Source organism: Methylobacterium sp. CM6246 (genome assembly GCF_054818005.1).
Genome location: NZ_JBTXKY010000001.1, coordinates 127,528 through 143,449 on the forward strand (window position 1 = coordinate 127,528; position 15,922 = coordinate 143,449).

The following is a 15,922-nucleotide window of genomic DNA, read 5'->3' on the forward strand; positions in this document are numbered from 1 at the left end:
GACGGCGATCCGGGAAGGGGTGCTGCGGGACCGGCGCCGTCCCGCGGGGTCGGTGTCCGTTCAGGCGCTTCGGATCGGAATGCGGGCGCGGATGGCCGGGCCGGGACCTGCGACCGCGCCGATCTGCGCCACAGCGACGTCGAGGCTGGTCTGAGCAGCGCCGAAATCGGCCGCCTCGTCGGCGTAGAGGACCTGCTGCGCCTCGGCCCGGAACTGGCGCAGGGGCGTGCCGGCCCCCGTGAACACCGTGACCGCGTAGGCCTCCGGCTCGTCGAGCGGGATCTCGGCGGGGGCCCAGGCGTCGCCGTCGCGGCGCGCTCGGCGGATCCAGGAGAGCCGCACCCCCGACGCGTCCCGCCGCGCCCGCAGGTGGACCGGCCGCAGGGGGAGGAGCGAACCCAGCCCGGCCATCGCGGCAAATTCCGAAACCGCCGGATCGCCCGGGTCAGCGGATGCCGGGCCGACCCGGTAGCGGAAGCCCCGGCCGGCCTCGTCCAGGCGCTCGACCAACGGCACCACCGCGCCGTCGTCGAGGCGCACGATCAGGCTGCCCGCCGGGGTGGAACGCCCGGCGGCCGGCTCGCTGCCCGCGAGCCCGCGCAGCAGCCCGGAGAGCCGGTAGGTGTCGGGGCCGGTCAGCACCGCGTCGGCCGCGCAGAGCAGCTCGACGATGCCGTCCGGCCCGACCAGGGCGAACAGGTTGCCGCCGGCCAGCATCGCGGCCTCGCCGATCGATCCGAGCGCCCCGCCCCGGCGCAGGGTGACGTCGAGATGGGCGCCGCGCTGCAGCCGCCAGAGCGGCCCGGCGGGCAGGTCCGAAAGGGTCCGGCCGAGGCAGGCCGGGTAATCGACCAGGCCGCGGAGGGTCAGTGGGCCGGCGCCCTCCGCCCGCCACACGGCCGCCTCCCCGGGCCAGGGCTCCGCCGCGACCGCGAGGTATTGCAGCACCGTTGGGCTGCCGCGATCCACCGGCAGGTCGAGGGCGAGCGCGAAGGGCGGCCCCGGGAAGGCCGGGGTCGCGCCAGCCGGCAAGGCCGGGTTGCGGGGCAGGCCGCGCGGAGGGCCGCCCCGGGGCGGGACGCCGCTCGCCTCGATCCGGCGCCCGGTCGGGGCGTCGTCGATCCGGTCGATCCTGCGCAGCACCGTCCCGCCCGGCACGTCGGCCGGCACCGCCAGCAGGTCGCCGGGCTCCAGCTCCAGCCGGCGCGGGCTCACCGTGAAGGCCGCGCTGTCCCGGGCCGCGATGACCCGGTCGAGCAGCGCCTCGGCGAGATCGTCGCCGGTCTCCCTGCGGGTGACGATGGCGGCCTCGATCCAGGTCTCGCGGCGCCGCTGGCCGACCGGCCGGATCGCCGCCGCCGCGGCGCGGCGGTAATCCGGACTCTCGGACTCGGTGATGCCGAGGATGACCGAGCGCGGCAGCGCGCTCTCCTCGGCCCGGACCTGCCGCAGGACCGGCTTCGCCTCCGACAGGCGGACGAGGTCGGCCTCCGCGAGCACCACCGGCCGCTCGCGGCGGGGTCCGCGCAGGTACAGGCGCCCCGCCCCCGCCGAGACGTCGAGCCCGTAGACCTGCGCCAGGGTCTCGAGCGCGGCCCGCGCCGAGAGCGGCCGGTCGACGACGTAGCCGTCGAGGAAGGCGGCGGCCTCCACGGCGACCGGCGCGTCGAAGCCGAAATCGGCCAGGATCCTCAGGACCAGAAGGTCGAGGTCGCAGCCCTCGATCCGCCCGGTGATCCAGTGGCCGACCCGCCAGTTGGCGGTGTCGGCCCAGACCTTCTGCACCGCCGGGAAGGCCGGGAACGGCCGCGCGTCCCAGGACCAGACGAAGATCGATCCCGGATCGACCATCCGGCCGCCATAGACCGGCGAGACCGGGTTGTCGGCCTCCGAGAACCCGGTCGCCGCCGGGTCGAACCGGGCGATCACGGCCTCGAGCCCGCGCAGCTGGATCAGCTCGTCGCGCAGGGCTCGCGAGTCCGGCGGGTAGGCGCCCTCGGCGGATTTCGGGTCAGGGAAGACGTTCGGGCCGTTGGTGCCCTTGTCCACCGCCGGCACCCCGGCCTCGGTGAGCCAGATCGGCTTGGCCTTCGGCACCCAGGCGGTGGCGCGGGTCTCGACGCCGCCGTCGCGCTCGACATGCGGGTTCGACCACCAGCCGATGAGGTCCTTGGGCCGGAAGATCCAGGGTTTGCCGTAGGCGCCGTCCCGGATCGGCCGGCGGTCCTGGGCGGCACGCCCGGCCGCGACGGCGTAGTACCAGTCGAACGCCTCGCCGGAGGCGCCGTTCGCTTTCAGGTAGGCCCGGTCGTTGATGTCGCCCGCGACCGCGAGGTCGGCGTGGTCCGGGGCGTCGCGCCAATCGGTGACCGGCGGATACCAGTCGATCCCGACCGCGCCGATGTTGGGGTCGGCGAACGGGTCGTCCAGCGGGAAGCGGATCGTGGCGCCCCCGTCCCGGACATGGGCGCCGTACTCGGTCCAGTCCGCCCCGTAGACCAGCGTGACGCCGGGCCCGAGCCGGCCGCGCAGATCCGCGGCGAGGGACCGGAGCGCCTGGACGGCCGGGTAGCCGGCGGCACCCCGCACCCGGGTGAGGCCGACGAGTTCGCTGCCGATCACGAAGCCGGCGATCCGGATACCGGAGGCCGCCCACAGGGCCGCGAGGCCGGCATAATGCAGCACCTCCGCGCGATAGCCGCCCTCGAAGAAACCTTGGACCTGCGCCTCCGCGGCGGCGGTGCCGTCCGGGCTGCCGGGGACGCCCGGGCCCGGGTCGCAGGTGATGCGCCCGCGCCAGGGATAGGGCGGCTGGGTCGCGCCGGGCACGCGCGGGTCGGGCAGGCCGTTGCCGGCCGGCACGTCCATCATCACGAACGGGTAGAGCAGCACGTCCAGGCCGCGGGCGGCGAGGTCGGCCACCAGCCGGGTCAGCCCGGCATCCGAGGGCGTCCCACCGTAGGCGGGGGTGCCGTCCGGTAGGGTCGAGACCACCTCGGCCTTGTCACGGGTGATCCCGGCGACGGCCCAGGCCTCCGGCTTGGTGCGCTTGCCCCGGGTCTCGACCTTCGGAACGATCCGGCAGGCGCCGGCGCGCAGATCGGTGCCGAACCACGTCGCCACCACGGCGACCCGGCGGAGGTTCGGGCACAGGGCCTGAAGCGCGTCGAGGGAGGCGGTGACGTCGGTGGCGCGCTGGAGCTGGTGCCGGTTGGCCGCCTCGGTCCGGCCGAGGCCGAGATCGACGGTGACGCGGTTCGGGTCGAGGGCGAACTCGCCGGCCCCCGGGATCAGGTCGACGGCGCGGATCCGGTGGTACAGGCCGTTGACGGGGCGGACCACCTCGAAGGCGAACTGGGGCACGCGGTTGCCGAAGTCGGCGAGCGGCAGGTTCTCGAACACCACGTAGGCGAGGCCACGATAGGCCGGGGCGTTCTCGGCGCCCTCCTTGGCGACGATCAGCGGGTCCGGCGCTTGGTCCGCGCCGCCGGCATGGACCCGCAGGGTGATCCCGACCTGATCGATTTCCTTGCCGTCCGCCCAGATCCGGCGGACCAGCGCGACCTCGCCCTCGCACAGGCCGACCGCCAGGTTGGCGAAATAGGCGTAGCGGGTGTGCACGGTCTTCTGCCCGCCCGCGCCCTTGGACGCGGAGGCCGCGCGCTCCACCGTCGAGTTGGCGACCTCGCGGACGCGCGTCGCCCAGATCAGGCTGCCGCCGATCTTCGCCCGCCCGTAGACCCGGGGGATGGGATCGCCCTCCGTGGAGGACAGGCCGGCGACGTCGGCGAGCCGCGGCCCCTCGACGAAGCGCGTGTGCCGCCCGGAGCCCGACAGCATCCCGTCGAGCCCCGCCCCCGCGGCCGCCCCGAGTACGCGCCCGACCACGGATCCGATCGGCCCGCCGAGCGCGGTCCCCACCGCGGCGCCCGCCGTGGACAGGATCAGGGTGGCCATGGCGGGCTCCGGGGGTGGGGGTGGAAAGACATGACGCTCACGGATTGCCGATCCGTATCCGGTCGGATACGTTGCATCGTGGCTACGATTCTGCTGTCCGATAGCTTTCGTCCGTAGCTCACCGACCTGCGGGATCACCGCGCGAAGGCGCGTATCGTCGCTCGGATCCGAGCTGCGGGCTTCGGTAATTTCGGTGACGTCAAACCGGTCGGTGAAGGCGTCTTCGAAATGCGAATCTCGTACGGCCCAGGATATCGCCTCTACTACGTTCGGCGGGGCGAGGTGACCTACCTGCTTCTGAACGGCGGCGACAAGTCCAGTCAGGATCGAGATATTCAGAAAGCCAAGGCCCTGGCCAAACATCTCTACGGTATCACCTGATGTCCTTCACGCCTTTCGACGCCTCGGAGTTCCTCGACAGCGAGGAAGCGATCGCCGAATATCTCGCGGCCGCGCTTGAGGATCCCGATCCCGAGCTGTTCGTCGCGGCGCTCGGTGATGTCGCCAAGGCGCGCGGCATGAGCCAGATCGCCCGGGAGGCCGGCCTGGGGCGGGAAAGCCTGTACAAGGCGCTGACCCCGGGCTCGAAGCTGCGCTACGAGACTGTGCGCAAAGTCATGGACGCGCTCGGCGTCAAGCTGACCGTGGCGACCGGCGCCTCGTAAGGGGCCTGCGGAAAGCGGAACACCCCGGTCAGGTGCCGGCGCCACCACGCCGTCAGCGCGACCTCGGCGACCGTGGCGTTGTCGTGGGCGTGGATCATGGCACCGTCGCCGGTGGCGATGGCGCAGTGGCGGGCCGGGAGGTGGCGGCGGAAGGCGAAGAGCAGCACGTCGCCCGGACGGGGCGGGTCTCCGGCGGACGGCACCGGCACGAGGTGGCGCGCTGCCGCCTCGGTGAGGGGATCGGTCCCCGGGGCGGCGGATTCGGCCCAGGTGGCGGCATAGGGCGGCACCGGTTCCGGCTCGTCGGCGCCGTAGAGCCCGCGCCAGACCCCGCGCAGCAGGCCCAGGCAGTCGCAGCCGACCCCGCGCAGGGAGGCCTGGTGCCGGTAGGGCGTGCCGAGCCATAGCCGCGCCTCGCCGAGGGCGGCCACGCCCATGTCCCGCCGCATTGCGCTCATCGGAACAGGCTCCTGCCGTCGAGGACGGGCTCCGAGCCCGGCACCGCACGCATCACCGCGTCGTTGCCGTGCATGTGCGGGAAGCCCTGGAAGTTGATCGCGTTGGCGAAGCGGTCCCGGCAGGTGGCCAGCCGCTTGTCGCAGCCGGCGGTGAGGCTGAACGCATCCCCCGCCGCCACCGGCCGGGGCGGCGCGGTCCACAATTCGAGGAGCGCGTCGAGCTGGAGCCGCACATCGGCCTTGAGGCCGGTATTGGCGCCGGCCGTCCAGGTGAGCGTTCCGCCGGTGAACAGCCCGTCCGCGAAGTTGCCGGCCAGGGCCACCGCGAGGGTCGCGGGTTCGGGCAGGCCGGTGACCCAGCCGGCGGTGCGCCAGGCGGCGAGATCGACCCGGCAGCGGGCATCGCCGAGATCGGCCCCGCAGGTGGCCCGGAAGGTCCGGCCGCGCTCGGCATCGAGCCGGTGGGCGAGGCCGCGCAGCTCGGCCACGAAGGCGTCGCCCTCCCGGCGCACCTCGCCGATCGTGCCGACATCGAGCAGCAGGCGCGTCTCGGGGGCGGTCCAGTCGGCCAGCCAGGTCTCCACCGACGCGCCGTCGTAGAGTCCGCCCGCGATGTCGGCCTCGGTGAGCCCGAGTGCGCTCAGCGCCCCGGCCACGTCGCCCCCGGAGACCGCGAAGCCGGATTCGGCGCTGGCCTCGGCCGCGTCCAGCCCGGTCCGGGCCTCGTGGACCAGGCCCGAGAGGGTCAGGTCGCGGTCATGGTCGGTGAAGCCGAGGGCGGCCCCGTCGCGCCGGCGCAGGGTCCAGCACCGGCACAGGGTGGTCACGCCGCCCGCGAGATGGGCCGCGAAGGCATCGGGGATGGCACGCATCGTTGTCCCTCACGGCACGATCTCGACCAGCGGCACCTTGGGGATCTCGCCGGCCGTGAAGGCCGCAAGGTCGATGGTGAGGTCGTCGGTGTCGAACCGGACCGGCACGTCGCAGGCGAAGCCCGCCGTGACGGCGGCGCCCTTGGCCGGGACGTGCCCGCCCGCGAAGGTGACGAGCCCGGTGGCCGGGTCGCACGCGAAGGCGTCGGCGCCGACCTCCCGGCCGGCCAGGGCGACCCGGACGCTGCCGGCGACCGGCTTGGCGATGCGCCGGCGGTAGGGCGCGAAGCCGGACCCGTAGGACTTGGTCAGCGCGAACGTCGCCGTGGCGCCGTCGCCGGCGCCGAGCGGCTGGTCGAGGGGGCCGATCGCCCGCCCGGGCGGCCCGGAGCGGAAATCGACCCGGTCGCGGTAGCGGAAGCCGTACAGCCTTCCGCGCCGCTCCTCGAAGAACGCCAGCACCGCATGGAGCGCGTCGAGCCCGCGCACCCCGAACCCGGCATCGTAGCGGCGCCGGGAATCGGCCCAGCGGCCGTTGCGGTGCTCCCGCCCCGAGGCCAGCGTGACGATCTCGGTGAGCCGCTGCGGCCCGCCGCTGCCGCGCAGCGACACGTCGAGGGGAAACAGCACCTCGTGGAAGGCGTCGGCCATGGCGCGATGATCCCGTGTTGGAGCCCGATCCGGCGAAGACCCGATCCCGGTCGGGCGACGGGAGAAGGCCCCCCCTGCCGGCAGCCGGCGGCCGGGAAAAGTCTTTCGGAAAACGCCGGAACTTCGAAAACGCCGTTCATCGACAATCGGCACACACCGGTCAAAGATCATGGAAGACGCGCCACGATCCGCCGAAGATCTCGATGCTCGAAAAGGCTTCGAAACTCTTGCGCGATCAGTACGGGCCGTCACCGACCGAAGGAGTTTTCCGATGAGTGCCGTCCTGCAGTCCCTGCACCCCAATCTCGACATCCGCCGGGTCGCCGGCTGCATCGGCGCGGAGATCCGCGGCGTCGCGCTCTCGGGCGACCTCGATGCCGGGACGGTGGCGGCGATCCGCCAGGCGCTGCTCACCCACAAGGTGGTGTTCTTCCGCGACCAGAGCCTCGACGAATCCGGCCAGGAGGCGTTCGGACGGCGCCTGGGCGAGCTCGTCCCGCACCCGACCGTGCCGTCGCTCCCCGGGACCGCGGGAATCCTCGACCTCGACGCCAGCCGGGGCGAGCGGGCGAGTTCCTGGCACACCGACGTGACCTTCGTGCCGGCCTATCCGGCGATCTCGATCCTGCGCGCCGTGACCCTGCCGGCCTATGGCGGCGACACCCTCTGGGCCAACACGGCGGCGGCCTACACGGACCTGCCCGAGCCGCTTCGCGCGCTGGCCGATCGGCTCTGGGCGCTGCATTCCAACGTCTACGACTACGTCGGCGGGCGGGTGAACGTCACCGAGGCCGGCCGTCGCCGGCACGACGAGGTGTTCACCCGGACCGTCCACGAGGCCGAGCACCCGCTGGTGCACGTCCATCCGGAGACCGGCGAACGCTCGCTGATCGTCGGGCACTTCATCCAGCGCATCCTCGGGCTCACGACCTCGGATTCGCAGCACCTGCTGGCGATTTTCCACGACCACGCGACCCGTCCGGAGAACACGGTGCGCTGGTCCTGGCGGTTGGGCGACGTGGCGATCTGGGACAACCGGGCCACAGTGCACCGCGCGGTGGACGATTACGGCGACCAGCCCCGGGTGGTCCGCCGCGTGACCCTCGAAGGCGCCCCCGCGGTGAGCGTCGACGGACGCCGCAGCCGCCCCCGCGAGGCGGCGGCCAGCAAGGCGGCGTGAGGGGCGGTCACGTCGCCCGCTGCCCCCGCGCGACCGCGCGGGCGAGGCTCGCCGTCACCTGCGCCTCCGAGCGGCGGAAGGCGCCGGGGTCGGGGGTGGCGATGTTGACCGTGACGGAGACCGGCCGGGCTGCGCCGCCCGCGGCGACGCCGAGGCGGCCGTCCGGGCCGCGGTTCAGCGGCAGGATCGCCTCGGGCCCGGCCTCGCCCATCAGGCCGGTGCCGTTGGCCATCGGAAAGTAGGTCGGCGCGGCCACCACCCCGCCGGCCACGAAGGGCTGGACCTGTCCGCCCCGGAACACCCCGCCCCGGGCGAAGCCGGTCTCGCTGCCGGCGCCCGCCCCGAGCACGGCGTTGACCAGGCCGGAGATGCCGGAGCGGATCGGGCCGGCGGCCGCCCGGGCCGCCGCGCCGGCGAGCTTGCTGCCGATCGTGCCGAGCACGCCGTCGAGGCTGCGCCCCGAGGCGGCCCCGCGGGTGAGCGCCGAATCCAGGCTGCGCCCGAAATTCTTGGCGAGCTGGTCCAAGGTCTCGAGTTGCTTGATCCGGGCGGCATCCTGCGAATCGGGATCGGCGTCGCTCATCGGGCGGCCCTCCTGGTTGGTCGGGGTCAGCGTGGTGCCAACACCCGGGATCCCAAAGGGCTCAGCCCTTTGGCCGGGTCAGGGGTGGAGCCCCGGCTCCGTTCACGGGCCCGGATCCGGATAGGCGGCGAGCAGGCGCTCGAACCCGTCGCGGCTCAGAGGCTCCGGGCCGCGGCGGCGGCCGAGCGCGGCGGCGAACTCGCGGGGCGTGGCCGCCCAGAAGGCGGCGGGATTCCAGCCGAGCGCCCCGAGGCCGAGGGTGAGGGCGTCGTCCCAGGGAAAGGCCGTGGCTCGAGCCGGCGCCGACGCATAACCGTCGGGCGCCGGCCCTACCGAGGGTTTGCGGGGCCCGGCGCCTCCCCGAACGCGGCGGCGAGAACCTCGCCCAGGGCGGTGGAGACGGCCTCAAGCCCACCGGCGAGCGGCAGGCGTGCCACCGCGTCGTCGTCGAGGGCGTGGCCGCCGCCCCGCAGGGCCGCGCCCAGCAGGGCGATCAGATCCCGGGCCGAGACCCGGCCGCCATCGAAGCGTTCGGCCAGGCCGACGAGGTCGCCGGCCTTGAGCGCGCCCTCCAGTTCGGCCAGCGCGCCGAGGGTCAGGCACAGGGTGTAGCGATGGCCGGCGAGCTGGAGCGGCACCTCGCCGCGGATCCGGTTGGCCATGGCTCAAGCCGCCGTGAAGGCGAGCACGCCCGCCGAGTCGAGGCTGATGTCGAAGGTGACCTCGCCGGCATGGTCGCCCCGGTATTCGAGGCTCGCGATCTGGAACGGGCCCTCCAGGGTCCCGAAGGCCGGCACGACCACCTGGAAGGTCTCGATCGCGCCCTCGAAGAAGATCAGCCGCAGGCGCAGGTCCGAGGCCTGATCGCGGAACACCCCGGCGCCGGCGATCGCGGCCCGGCGCACGCCGGCCCCGGCCAGCAGCTCGCGCCAGCGGCCGGTGGAGTCCGCGTTGGTGACGTCCACGGTCTCCGCGTTGAGGGTGATCTGCCGGGTGCGCAGGCCCGCCACCGCCAGAAAGCCGCCCGCGCCGTCGCCGGCCCGGAGCAGCAAATCCTTGCCCTTCTGTGCGCCCATCGGTTCCCTCCTGCCTCATCGCAATCGAACGTGCCGTGCGTGTCAGGCACCGCGCCCACCTCAAAGGGTCTCGGTGACGGCCTCGATCGTCAGGGTGGCGCGGGCCTCGCCGGTGCGGGCGTCGCGGCTCGCCCTGATCGCCCGGACCCGCAGGGTGACGAGGCGGCAGCCCTGGAGCGGCAGAGCGGCGTCGGTGAGGAGCGCGGCCATGCGGGCGGCCGCGTCCAGCGCGGTGCGGACCGAGCCGGGCTTGGCGATCACCGCGATGGCGTGGCTGTGGCGGTGGCGCTCGGCGCCGTCCACGGAATCGTCCACGCTCTCGGCGTCGCCGAACAGGGCGTAGACCGGCACCGAACCCCGGGGTGGCTCGTCGTGGAGCCGGACTTTTCCGCCGAGCAGGGCGGCCAGCGCGGCGTCGCCGGAGAAGCGGGCGATCAGGCCGGCGCGCAGGGCCAGGAGCGGGCTGGGGTCGCTCACGACGCGCTCTCCCGGGCCAGCTCCTCGACGTGGCAGACGCGGTCGCGGCCCCGCGCGTCCGGCTCGCCGACGGCGCGGATCGCGAAGCGGCGCGGGCCGGCGGCGAGCCGCATGGTCGGGTCGAGGGCGACCCCGGCGCGCAGGGTGACCCGGTAGGTGGGACGCGTGTCGGTCCGGCCGCCCTCCGGGCGGTCGGCCAGCCCGGACGGGGTGATCGCGCCCCACAGGACCGGGCCGGCCACGAAGCGGCGCAGCACGCCCCCGAACCCGTCGGGCTGCTCCAGGGGCCGTTCGAGCACGAAGCGGCGGCGCCGGGCGCCGAGCGCAGGGTGGTGCGGATTGGGCGCCATCGGGGCTGCTCCAGTGGGTCGCATGCGGACAGGGCGGCGGATCACAGGCGCATCCGCCGGAACGGCGCGGCGAGGTCGGCGGCATCGGTGCGGACGGCATCCGGCTCGTCGCCGCGGTGCTCGTAGCGGGCGGCGGCCAGCCGCAGGATCGCGAGCCGCAGGGGCGCCGGCAGCGGCGGGCCGTCGCCCCCGAACCCGGCCGCGACCTCGATCAGGATCGTCCGACCAGCCGGGTCCGGAACGTTTGCGTCGATCAGCAGGCCCGGCGCCTCGACCGGCTCCGGCCCGAGGCGGACCAGGCCGGCGGCGAGTTCGGTGACGCCCTTCGCGTCCGCGAAGCCGGCGCGGACGAGCGCCACGAGCGGGCTCAGCGGCAAGGCCAGCCGGCCGTTGGCGGGCCAGGAATCGAGGGCGATCCGGTAGCGGCCCGGGACCAGGATGCGGCGGGCCTCGATCTCCAGGCTGGCCCGGACCGCGGTGATCAGGGCCTGGAGCAGCCCGTCCTCGGTGCCGCCGTCGTCGGAGTCGAAACGCAGGTAGGCCCGCAGCTCGGCGACGGTCACCGGCTCGACCACGGCCCCGTCGGCGCGTATCGGGATCATCGCGTTGCCCCCTCACAGGTCATTGTTCCGAATGCCGGTTCCGAAGCGCCGCCGGGCGGCCCTCACCGTCCCGGCCACCGTCCTGGCTGCGGCCCTGTCGCTGGCGGCCGGTCCGGCCCGCGCGATCGTCGGCGGCGCCGAGGCGCAGGCCGGCGGGGCCGTGATGGTCCTGTCGTCGAAGGGCGGCGTCTGCACCGGCGTGGTACTCGCCCCCGACACGGTGCTGACCGCCGCCCATTGCGCCGCCGCCGGGCAGGAGCATCGGATCCATTTTCGCGACGAGGCCGGGGCGCCGGTCCTGGTCGAGGTGGCGGGCCGGGCGATCCATCCGGGCTACGATGCCGGCGGCGCCTCGGGCCGCCGGCGGTCCATCGACCTCGCGCTCCTGCGCACCGCGACGCCGCTGCCAGCGCGCTTCGCCCCGGTGACCCTGGGCGCCGCGCTACCCCGGGCCGGCGAACGCCTGACCCTGTCGGGCTACGGCGCCGCCAGGGCCGGCGACCCGCGCTCGACCGGAACCTACCGCAGCGTCGGCTTGCCGGTGATCGAGCCGCACGGGCCGAGCCGCATCCTGGTCTGGCTGAAGGGTGCGGCCGGTGGGGGCTGCCAGGGCGATTCCGGCGGCCCGATCACCGCGCCGGACGGGTCCGTGCTGGCGCTGGCCGCCTGGGTCGGCGGGACCTGCGGCGGCCTCACCCAGGGCATTTTGGTGGGACCGCAGCGCGGCTGGATCGACCGGGTGCTGGCGGGATGGGGCCGCAGCGCGCAGTGGGGCGGCTGACGGGCCGCCCGTGGTGGGCCATCGCGCGGCGGGGTTGCGGTTCGCTGCCCGTGTGCGTGCGAGACGACGGCTGAGAACCCCAGATCGTCGGTCCGGGGCGCCGCGGGCGAGCCCGGAACCCACAGGCGGGGACCGCAAGACCTCGCTGAACCCGCGCTTCTCGGTTCCGGCCTCCGCTGCGCGGCCCCGGACTGACGGGGTTGGGGGTGAGCCGACAGATCCACCGCTGACCGGCCACGCGATCGAAGCTCAACAGTGGCCGATCAAAGTGTTCGCCCATCTCATTGACTACCGATCCGGAACCGCAGCTTGGCCGGTTCATTGCCTTGCTCTAGGCTCCCTCGGCGCCGCGCCTCTGGCCGCGGCGTCCCACCTTGCGCCGCGAGCGCCCCCGGAGTGCCCGATGTTCCGTCGCCCGATGCGCAAGGCCGGCCCCCGTGAGCGTCTGTTCGGCCTGGGGCTCGGCAGCGCCCTGCTGGGCGCCGTGGCCGGATTGATGCCGGCGCCCGCATCCGCGGTGATCAACGGCACCACCACCCGCGACCCCAACGGCGCCCGGACCTTCGCGGTGCGGATCGAGAGCACCGAGGGCGAGATCTGCTCGGGCACGCTGATCGCTCAGGACCTCGTGCTCACCGCCGCCCACTGCGTGATGCGCCCGGCCGGCTACACCATCATCAGCGTGGACCGCGGCTTCCGCCAGCAGCGCACCCCGGTGATCGCCGCGACCATGCATCCGGACTTCGTGCCCGGCACGACCCCGGAGGACCAGCCGGGCGTCGACCTCGCCCTGCTCAAGCTCGAGGCGCCGCTCGGCGCCGACTACGTGCCCCTGGATCCGCGCGGGGCCGCCACGATCGACACCGGCGCGCCGGTCGACATCGCCGGCTTCGGCGTCGTGGCCGAGAACCGGCGCGACTCGGCGCGGATCCTGCGGCTGGCGCACCTCGTGTCGATCGGCTCGCTGCAGGTCGCCAACCGGGTGACCGTGGTGACCGACCGGCGGCGGATGGCCGAGACCTCGGGCGCCGGGGCGTGCCTGGGCGATTCCGGCGGCCCGATCCTGGTCGGCGGCCCCGGCGGCTACCGGATCGTCGGCGTGGTCAGCTGGTCGAGCGGCGCCCTGCAGCAGGGCGCGCGCCGGACCGCCTGCGGCGGCTTCACCGCGGTGACGCCGGTGGCGGAGCATACCGGCTGGATCGCCACCCGGTCGGCCGAACTGTCGCGGATCCCGGTCGGCGAGGCCCTGCCCCGCGGCAACCGCTCCGACTGGATGGCCAAGCCCGGCCGGCGCCGCTGAGCCTCGTCCCCGGGCCCGTCATCGGCCGTCGGGACGAGACCGCGCGCCCGGACGTGTCGGCGCCGCTCGGAACACCGGGCGCGCCGTCGCGTTTGTGCAACGCAATCGCGTTCGATGAGGACCCGCGGCCGTATCGGCATCTGCGCGGAGGCCCGCACGCAAAGTCACGGAGCAGATTTGATGGCTGAGACCGGCAAAGGCGACACCGTTCGCTCGCACAAGACCCGTAACAACACCGATTCGAACGCCAAGCAGGTCTCGGTCGAGGCGCTGAACGCCCGGCTGGCGGACGGCATCGACCTCGCCCTGGCGATCAAGCAGGCGCACTGGAATCTCAAGGGCCCGCAGTTCATCGGTATCCACGAGATGCTGGATGGCTTCCGTACCGAGCTCGACGACTTCAACGACAAGGTCGCGGAGCGCGCGGTGCAGCTCGGCGCCACGGCGTTCGGCTCGACCCAGGCGGTCGCCGAGAAGACCAAGCTGCCGGCCTACCCGACCGGGATCTACGCCATCGCCGACCACGTGGCCGCGCTGATCGACAGCTATGCCGCTTACGCCAACGCGGTGCGCGATAACATCGACGAGACCGACGAGGCCGGCGATGACGGCACGTCCGACCTGTTCACCGAGATCTCGCGGGCGGTCGACAAGCACCTCTGGTTCCTCGAGGCCCACGTCCAGGAGCCGACCGGCACCCTTCGCGACGGCAACCCGGGGCGGTAAGCGCTTCGGTCGAGAGCCAAGCGGATTCGGTAATGGCACGCTCCTTCCCTCCCCCCTCTGCGGGGGAGGGTGGGCCGGCCGTTAGGCCGGGTCGGGAGAGGGGCGGCGTGACGGTGCAGGAGTTCGCGCCCGTCGCGCCCTTTCCGGAGGCGTCGCTCCCCTCTCCCGCCCCCTGCTGACGCAGGCGCCACCCTCCCCCGCAAAGGGGGGAGGGTTCGACGCGCCTGTCAGCCACGCCAAGGCTTACCCAAACTTCAGAACCTTGATCGCATCGAAATCCTGCACCCCGCCGCCGACGCGCTTGGTGGTGTAGAACAGCACGTAGGGCTTGGCCGAGTACGGGTCGCGCAGCACCCGCAGGCCGGTGCGGTCCACCACCAGGTAGCCCCGGCGGAAGTCGCCGAACGCCACCAACAGGCTGCCCGCCGCGATCTCCGGCATCGCCTCCGCCTCCGTCACGGGGAAGCCGATCAGCGTCGCGGATTGGGCGGCCGTGAGCGGCGGGTGCCAGAGGTAGTTGCCCTGCGCATCCTTGAACTTGCGGATCGCGCTCTGGGTCCGCCGGTTCATCACGAAGCCGGCATTCTGGCGGTAGCCCGCACGCAGGGCGTAGACCAGGTCGAACAGCACGTCGGACGGGTTGGTCGACGGGAACGCCCCGGCCGCCCCGGTGGCGACGACGCCGAGCTTGCCCGGCACCCAGGCGGTGTTGGGCACGGTGTCGTAGCTCAGGAAGCCGCGCGGGCGGCTGGCGCCGTTGCCGGTGACGAAGGCCACCCCCTCCTGCTCCGCGAACGCCATCTCGACCTCGGCGGAGAGCCACGCGTCGAGATCGACCACGGCATCGTCCAGCAGCGTCTGGGTCGCGGCCGGCATGGCGTAGAGCTCCATGGCCGGGAACGCGATCTCGGACAGGACCGGCCCGTCGGTGCCGGGGCGCGGCGCGGTCTCGGCGACCCAGCCGGTCACCGGGGCGCCGACCGCGGCGGCGCGCTTGTACTGGGCGCCCGAGATCTGCTGCACGCTGGCGATGGACCGGATCGGCGAGACCTGCGCGAGGCGCGCGAGCACGGTCCGCTCGATGGTCTGCGGCACGAGATAGCCGCCGTCCGGCCCCGAGCCGGCCGACAGGGCCTTGGCCTCCAGACGCTTGAGCCCCGCGCTCTCGCCGGCCCGGACGTAGAGGTCGAAGGCCGCCTTGTGCTCCTGCGCGGCCCCATCCTCCCGGGGTCCCGGCTGGCCGAGCGCCGGCCGGGCGCGGTCGAGGCCGATCCGCTCGAGCCGGGTGCGGGCGGCGTCCAGCGCCGCGTCGATCCGGGCGAGCTTCTCCTCGGTGAGCACGTCGGTGCCGAGCCGGCCCTCGATCTGGGCGATGCGGGTCTCGTTGGTCTCCTTGAACGCCTCGAAGGCGGTGGCGAGTTCGTCCAGCGCCGGCTGGACCGGTTCGGCCCCGGGGCGGCCGGCCTTGTTCTCCAGGCCGGGCAGCGCGGCCTTGGTCTCCGGGGCGGGGCTCGACAGCGCGGTGGTGTGAGACATCATCGAACGACCTCGTGGCTGGGGTGGGTGAAGCGGGACCGGGCCGCCGGGCGCGGGCAAGGGGCGCGGCAGGCGGCGGGGTTGGGAGCGATCTTCCGGGCGAGGCCGCGGATCTCCTCGGCCGACGGGGTGTGATCCGGGCTCGCCCGGGCCTGCGGCTGCAGCGGGAAGGTCACCAGGGAGATCTCCCAGAGGTCGACCCGCTGCAGCCGGCGCTCGCCGGCCGGGCCCTTGCGGGACAGCAGGGTGCGGAAGCCAATCGACAGCCCGTCGAGGCCGCCGCCGCGCATCAGGGCGTCGATCTCCCGGGCGCGCTGCACCGCGAGGTTGAGCTGCCCCTCGGCGAACAGGCCGCGGGCATCCTCCCGGAGCGACAGCCAGCGCCCGATCGGCTCGGCCGGATCGTGCTGGAACAGCAGCCTCACCCCCGCTGCCCCGCGCCGGGCCAGGCTGGTCGCGAACGCGCCCGGCACCACCACGTCGCGGCCGAGATCGGGCACGCCGAACACGCTGGCGTAGCCGGAGAAATGGCCATCCATCGGCAGGATCCTCGGTTGGTTCTTTTGGGATTGGGGCCAAGGCCAACCCCAGGCGCGTCCCCTCCCCCCTCTGCGGGGGAGGGTGGGCCTCGCGTCAGCGAGGGTCGGGAGAGGGGAGCCCGGATTCAGGACAATGCGGAGCCGGTGTGAAGGCCGCCGCATCAATCCT

At 73.9% G+C, this 15,922-nt stretch carries 18 protein-coding genes and 1 pseudogene; 6 read left to right on the forward strand and 13 right to left on the reverse strand.

The genetic code is table 11. The annotated features are described in order from the left end of the window. Nucleotides 1-60 precede the first annotated feature (60 nt). Complete coding sequence (locus tag ACYQPG_RS00635) at nucleotides 61-3,957, reverse strand: baseplate multidomain protein megatron (protein ID WP_461229978.1); 3,897 nt, start codon at nucleotides 3,955-3,957, stop codon at nucleotides 61-63. A gap of 126 nt (nucleotides 3,958-4,083) precedes the next feature. Here ACYQPG_RS00635 and ACYQPG_RS00640 point away from each other — a divergent pair, with 126 nt between their 5' ends. Next, nucleotides 4,084-4,338 carry a type II toxin-antitoxin system RelE/ParE family toxin gene (locus ACYQPG_RS00640; protein WP_419831102.1) on the forward strand — a complete coding sequence of 85 codons (255 nt, stop codon included), beginning with the start codon at nucleotides 4,084-4,086 and terminating at the stop codon, nucleotides 4,336-4,338. Next, entirely contained in the window at nucleotides 4,338-4,622 is a 285-nt protein-coding gene (locus ACYQPG_RS00645; RefSeq protein WP_419830891.1) for an addiction module antidote protein, read from the forward strand. The genes ACYQPG_RS00640 and ACYQPG_RS00645 overlap by 1 nt, the downstream gene beginning before the upstream one ends. Here the strand turns inward: ACYQPG_RS00645 and ACYQPG_RS00650 are convergent. Genes ACYQPG_RS00650 through ACYQPG_RS00660 form a run of 3 tightly spaced genes read right to left on the reverse strand, consistent with a single transcriptional unit; the run spans nucleotide 4,553 to nucleotide 6,603 of the window. After that, nucleotides 4,553-5,080 (reverse strand): NlpC/P60 family protein, encoded by a 528-nt coding sequence (locus tag ACYQPG_RS00650; RefSeq protein ID WP_461229979.1) that lies wholly within the window; start codon nucleotides 5,078-5,080, stop codon nucleotides 4,553-4,555. The genes ACYQPG_RS00645 and ACYQPG_RS00650 overlap by 70 nt on opposite strands. Beyond that, nucleotides 5,077-5,952 (reverse strand): DUF2163 domain-containing protein, encoded by an 876-nt coding sequence (locus ACYQPG_RS00655; protein WP_461229980.1) that lies wholly within the window; start codon nucleotides 5,950-5,952, stop codon nucleotides 5,077-5,079. Before ACYQPG_RS00655 ends, ACYQPG_RS00650 begins: the two co-directional genes overlap by 4 nt. A gap of 9 nt (nucleotides 5,953-5,961) precedes the next feature. Next, on the reverse strand, nucleotides 5,962-6,603 hold the full coding sequence (locus ACYQPG_RS00660) for a phage distal tail protein, Rcc01695 family (RefSeq protein ID WP_461229981.1): 642 nt from the start codon (nucleotides 6,601-6,603) through the stop codon (nucleotides 5,962-5,964). Nucleotides 6,604-6,874: 271 nt separating this feature from the next. On the opposite strand from ACYQPG_RS00660, the gene ACYQPG_RS00665 reads away from it, so the two are divergent. Continuing rightward, a complete protein-coding gene (locus tag ACYQPG_RS00665; RefSeq protein WP_461229982.1) occupies nucleotides 6,875-7,783 on the forward strand; it encodes a TauD/TfdA dioxygenase family protein in 909 nt (302 codons plus the stop codon). Nucleotides 7,784-7,790: 7 nt separating this feature from the next. Here ACYQPG_RS00665 and ACYQPG_RS00670 read toward each other — a convergent pair whose 3' ends face one another. From ACYQPG_RS00670 to ACYQPG_RS00700, 7 genes and pseudogenes are all read right to left on the reverse strand, one after another. Further along, nucleotides 7,791-8,366 carry a phage tail tape measure protein gene (locus ACYQPG_RS00670; RefSeq protein WP_461229983.1) on the reverse strand — a complete coding sequence of 192 codons (576 nt, stop codon included), beginning with the start codon at nucleotides 8,364-8,366 and terminating at the stop codon, nucleotides 7,791-7,793. Between the two features lie 102 nt (nucleotides 8,367-8,468). Continuing rightward, nucleotides 8,469-8,636, reverse strand: a pseudogene (locus tag ACYQPG_RS00675) (phage tail assembly chaperone); the annotation flags it as partial. Nucleotides 8,637-8,695: 59 nt separating this feature from the next. Next, a complete protein-coding gene (locus ACYQPG_RS00680; RefSeq protein ID WP_461229984.1) occupies nucleotides 8,696-9,028 on the reverse strand; it encodes a gene transfer agent family protein in 333 nt (110 codons plus the stop codon). 3 nt (nucleotides 9,029-9,031) lie between these two features. Further along, a complete protein-coding gene (locus ACYQPG_RS00685; RefSeq protein WP_147910794.1) occupies nucleotides 9,032-9,442 on the reverse strand; it encodes a phage major tail protein, TP901-1 family in 411 nt (136 codons plus the stop codon). 60 nt (nucleotides 9,443-9,502) lie between these two features. Then, complete coding sequence (locus tag ACYQPG_RS00690; RefSeq protein WP_147910795.1) at nucleotides 9,503-9,919, reverse strand: DUF3168 domain-containing protein; 417 nt, start codon at nucleotides 9,917-9,919, stop codon at nucleotides 9,503-9,505. Then, on the reverse strand, nucleotides 9,916-10,269 hold the full coding sequence (locus ACYQPG_RS00695; protein ID WP_461229985.1) for a head-tail adaptor protein: 354 nt from the start codon (nucleotides 10,267-10,269) through the stop codon (nucleotides 9,916-9,918). The genes ACYQPG_RS00690 and ACYQPG_RS00695 overlap by 4 nt, the downstream gene beginning before the upstream one ends. A 41-nt stretch (nucleotides 10,270-10,310) precedes the next feature. Further along, a complete protein-coding gene (locus ACYQPG_RS00700; protein ID WP_147910797.1) occupies nucleotides 10,311-10,871 on the reverse strand; it encodes a head-tail connector protein in 561 nt (186 codons plus the stop codon). 31 nt (nucleotides 10,872-10,902) lie between these two features. On the opposite strand from ACYQPG_RS00700, the gene ACYQPG_RS00705 reads away from it, so the two are divergent. From ACYQPG_RS00705 to dps, 3 genes are all read left to right on the forward strand, one after another. Next, complete coding sequence (locus ACYQPG_RS00705; RefSeq protein WP_461229986.1) at nucleotides 10,903-11,652, forward strand: trypsin-like serine protease; 750 nt, start codon at nucleotides 10,903-10,905, stop codon at nucleotides 11,650-11,652. A 403-nt stretch (nucleotides 11,653-12,055) separates the two neighbouring features. Further along, complete coding sequence (locus ACYQPG_RS00710; RefSeq protein WP_461229987.1) at nucleotides 12,056-12,952, forward strand: S1 family peptidase; 897 nt, start codon at nucleotides 12,056-12,058, stop codon at nucleotides 12,950-12,952. Between the two features lie 180 nt (nucleotides 12,953-13,132). Beyond that, nucleotides 13,133-13,678, forward strand: a complete 546-nt coding sequence (gene dps / locus ACYQPG_RS00715) for a DNA starvation/stationary phase protection protein Dps (protein ID WP_147910800.1) — start codon at nucleotides 13,133-13,135, stop codon at nucleotides 13,676-13,678. A 243-nt stretch (nucleotides 13,679-13,921) separates the two neighbouring features. Here the strand turns inward: dps and ACYQPG_RS00720 are convergent, their stop codons facing one another. Together ACYQPG_RS00720 and ACYQPG_RS00725 are read right to left on the reverse strand one after the other, a co-directional pair. After that, nucleotides 13,922-15,217 carry a phage major capsid protein gene (locus tag ACYQPG_RS00720; RefSeq protein ID WP_461229988.1) on the reverse strand — a complete coding sequence of 432 codons (1,296 nt, stop codon included), beginning with the start codon at nucleotides 15,215-15,217 and terminating at the stop codon, nucleotides 13,922-13,924. Continuing rightward, nucleotides 15,214-15,753 carry an HK97 family phage prohead protease gene (locus ACYQPG_RS00725; RefSeq protein ID WP_461229989.1) on the reverse strand — a complete coding sequence of 180 codons (540 nt, stop codon included), beginning with the start codon at nucleotides 15,751-15,753 and terminating at the stop codon, nucleotides 15,214-15,216. The genes ACYQPG_RS00720 and ACYQPG_RS00725 overlap by 4 nt, the downstream gene beginning before the upstream one ends. Nucleotides 15,754-15,922 lie beyond the last annotated feature (169 nt).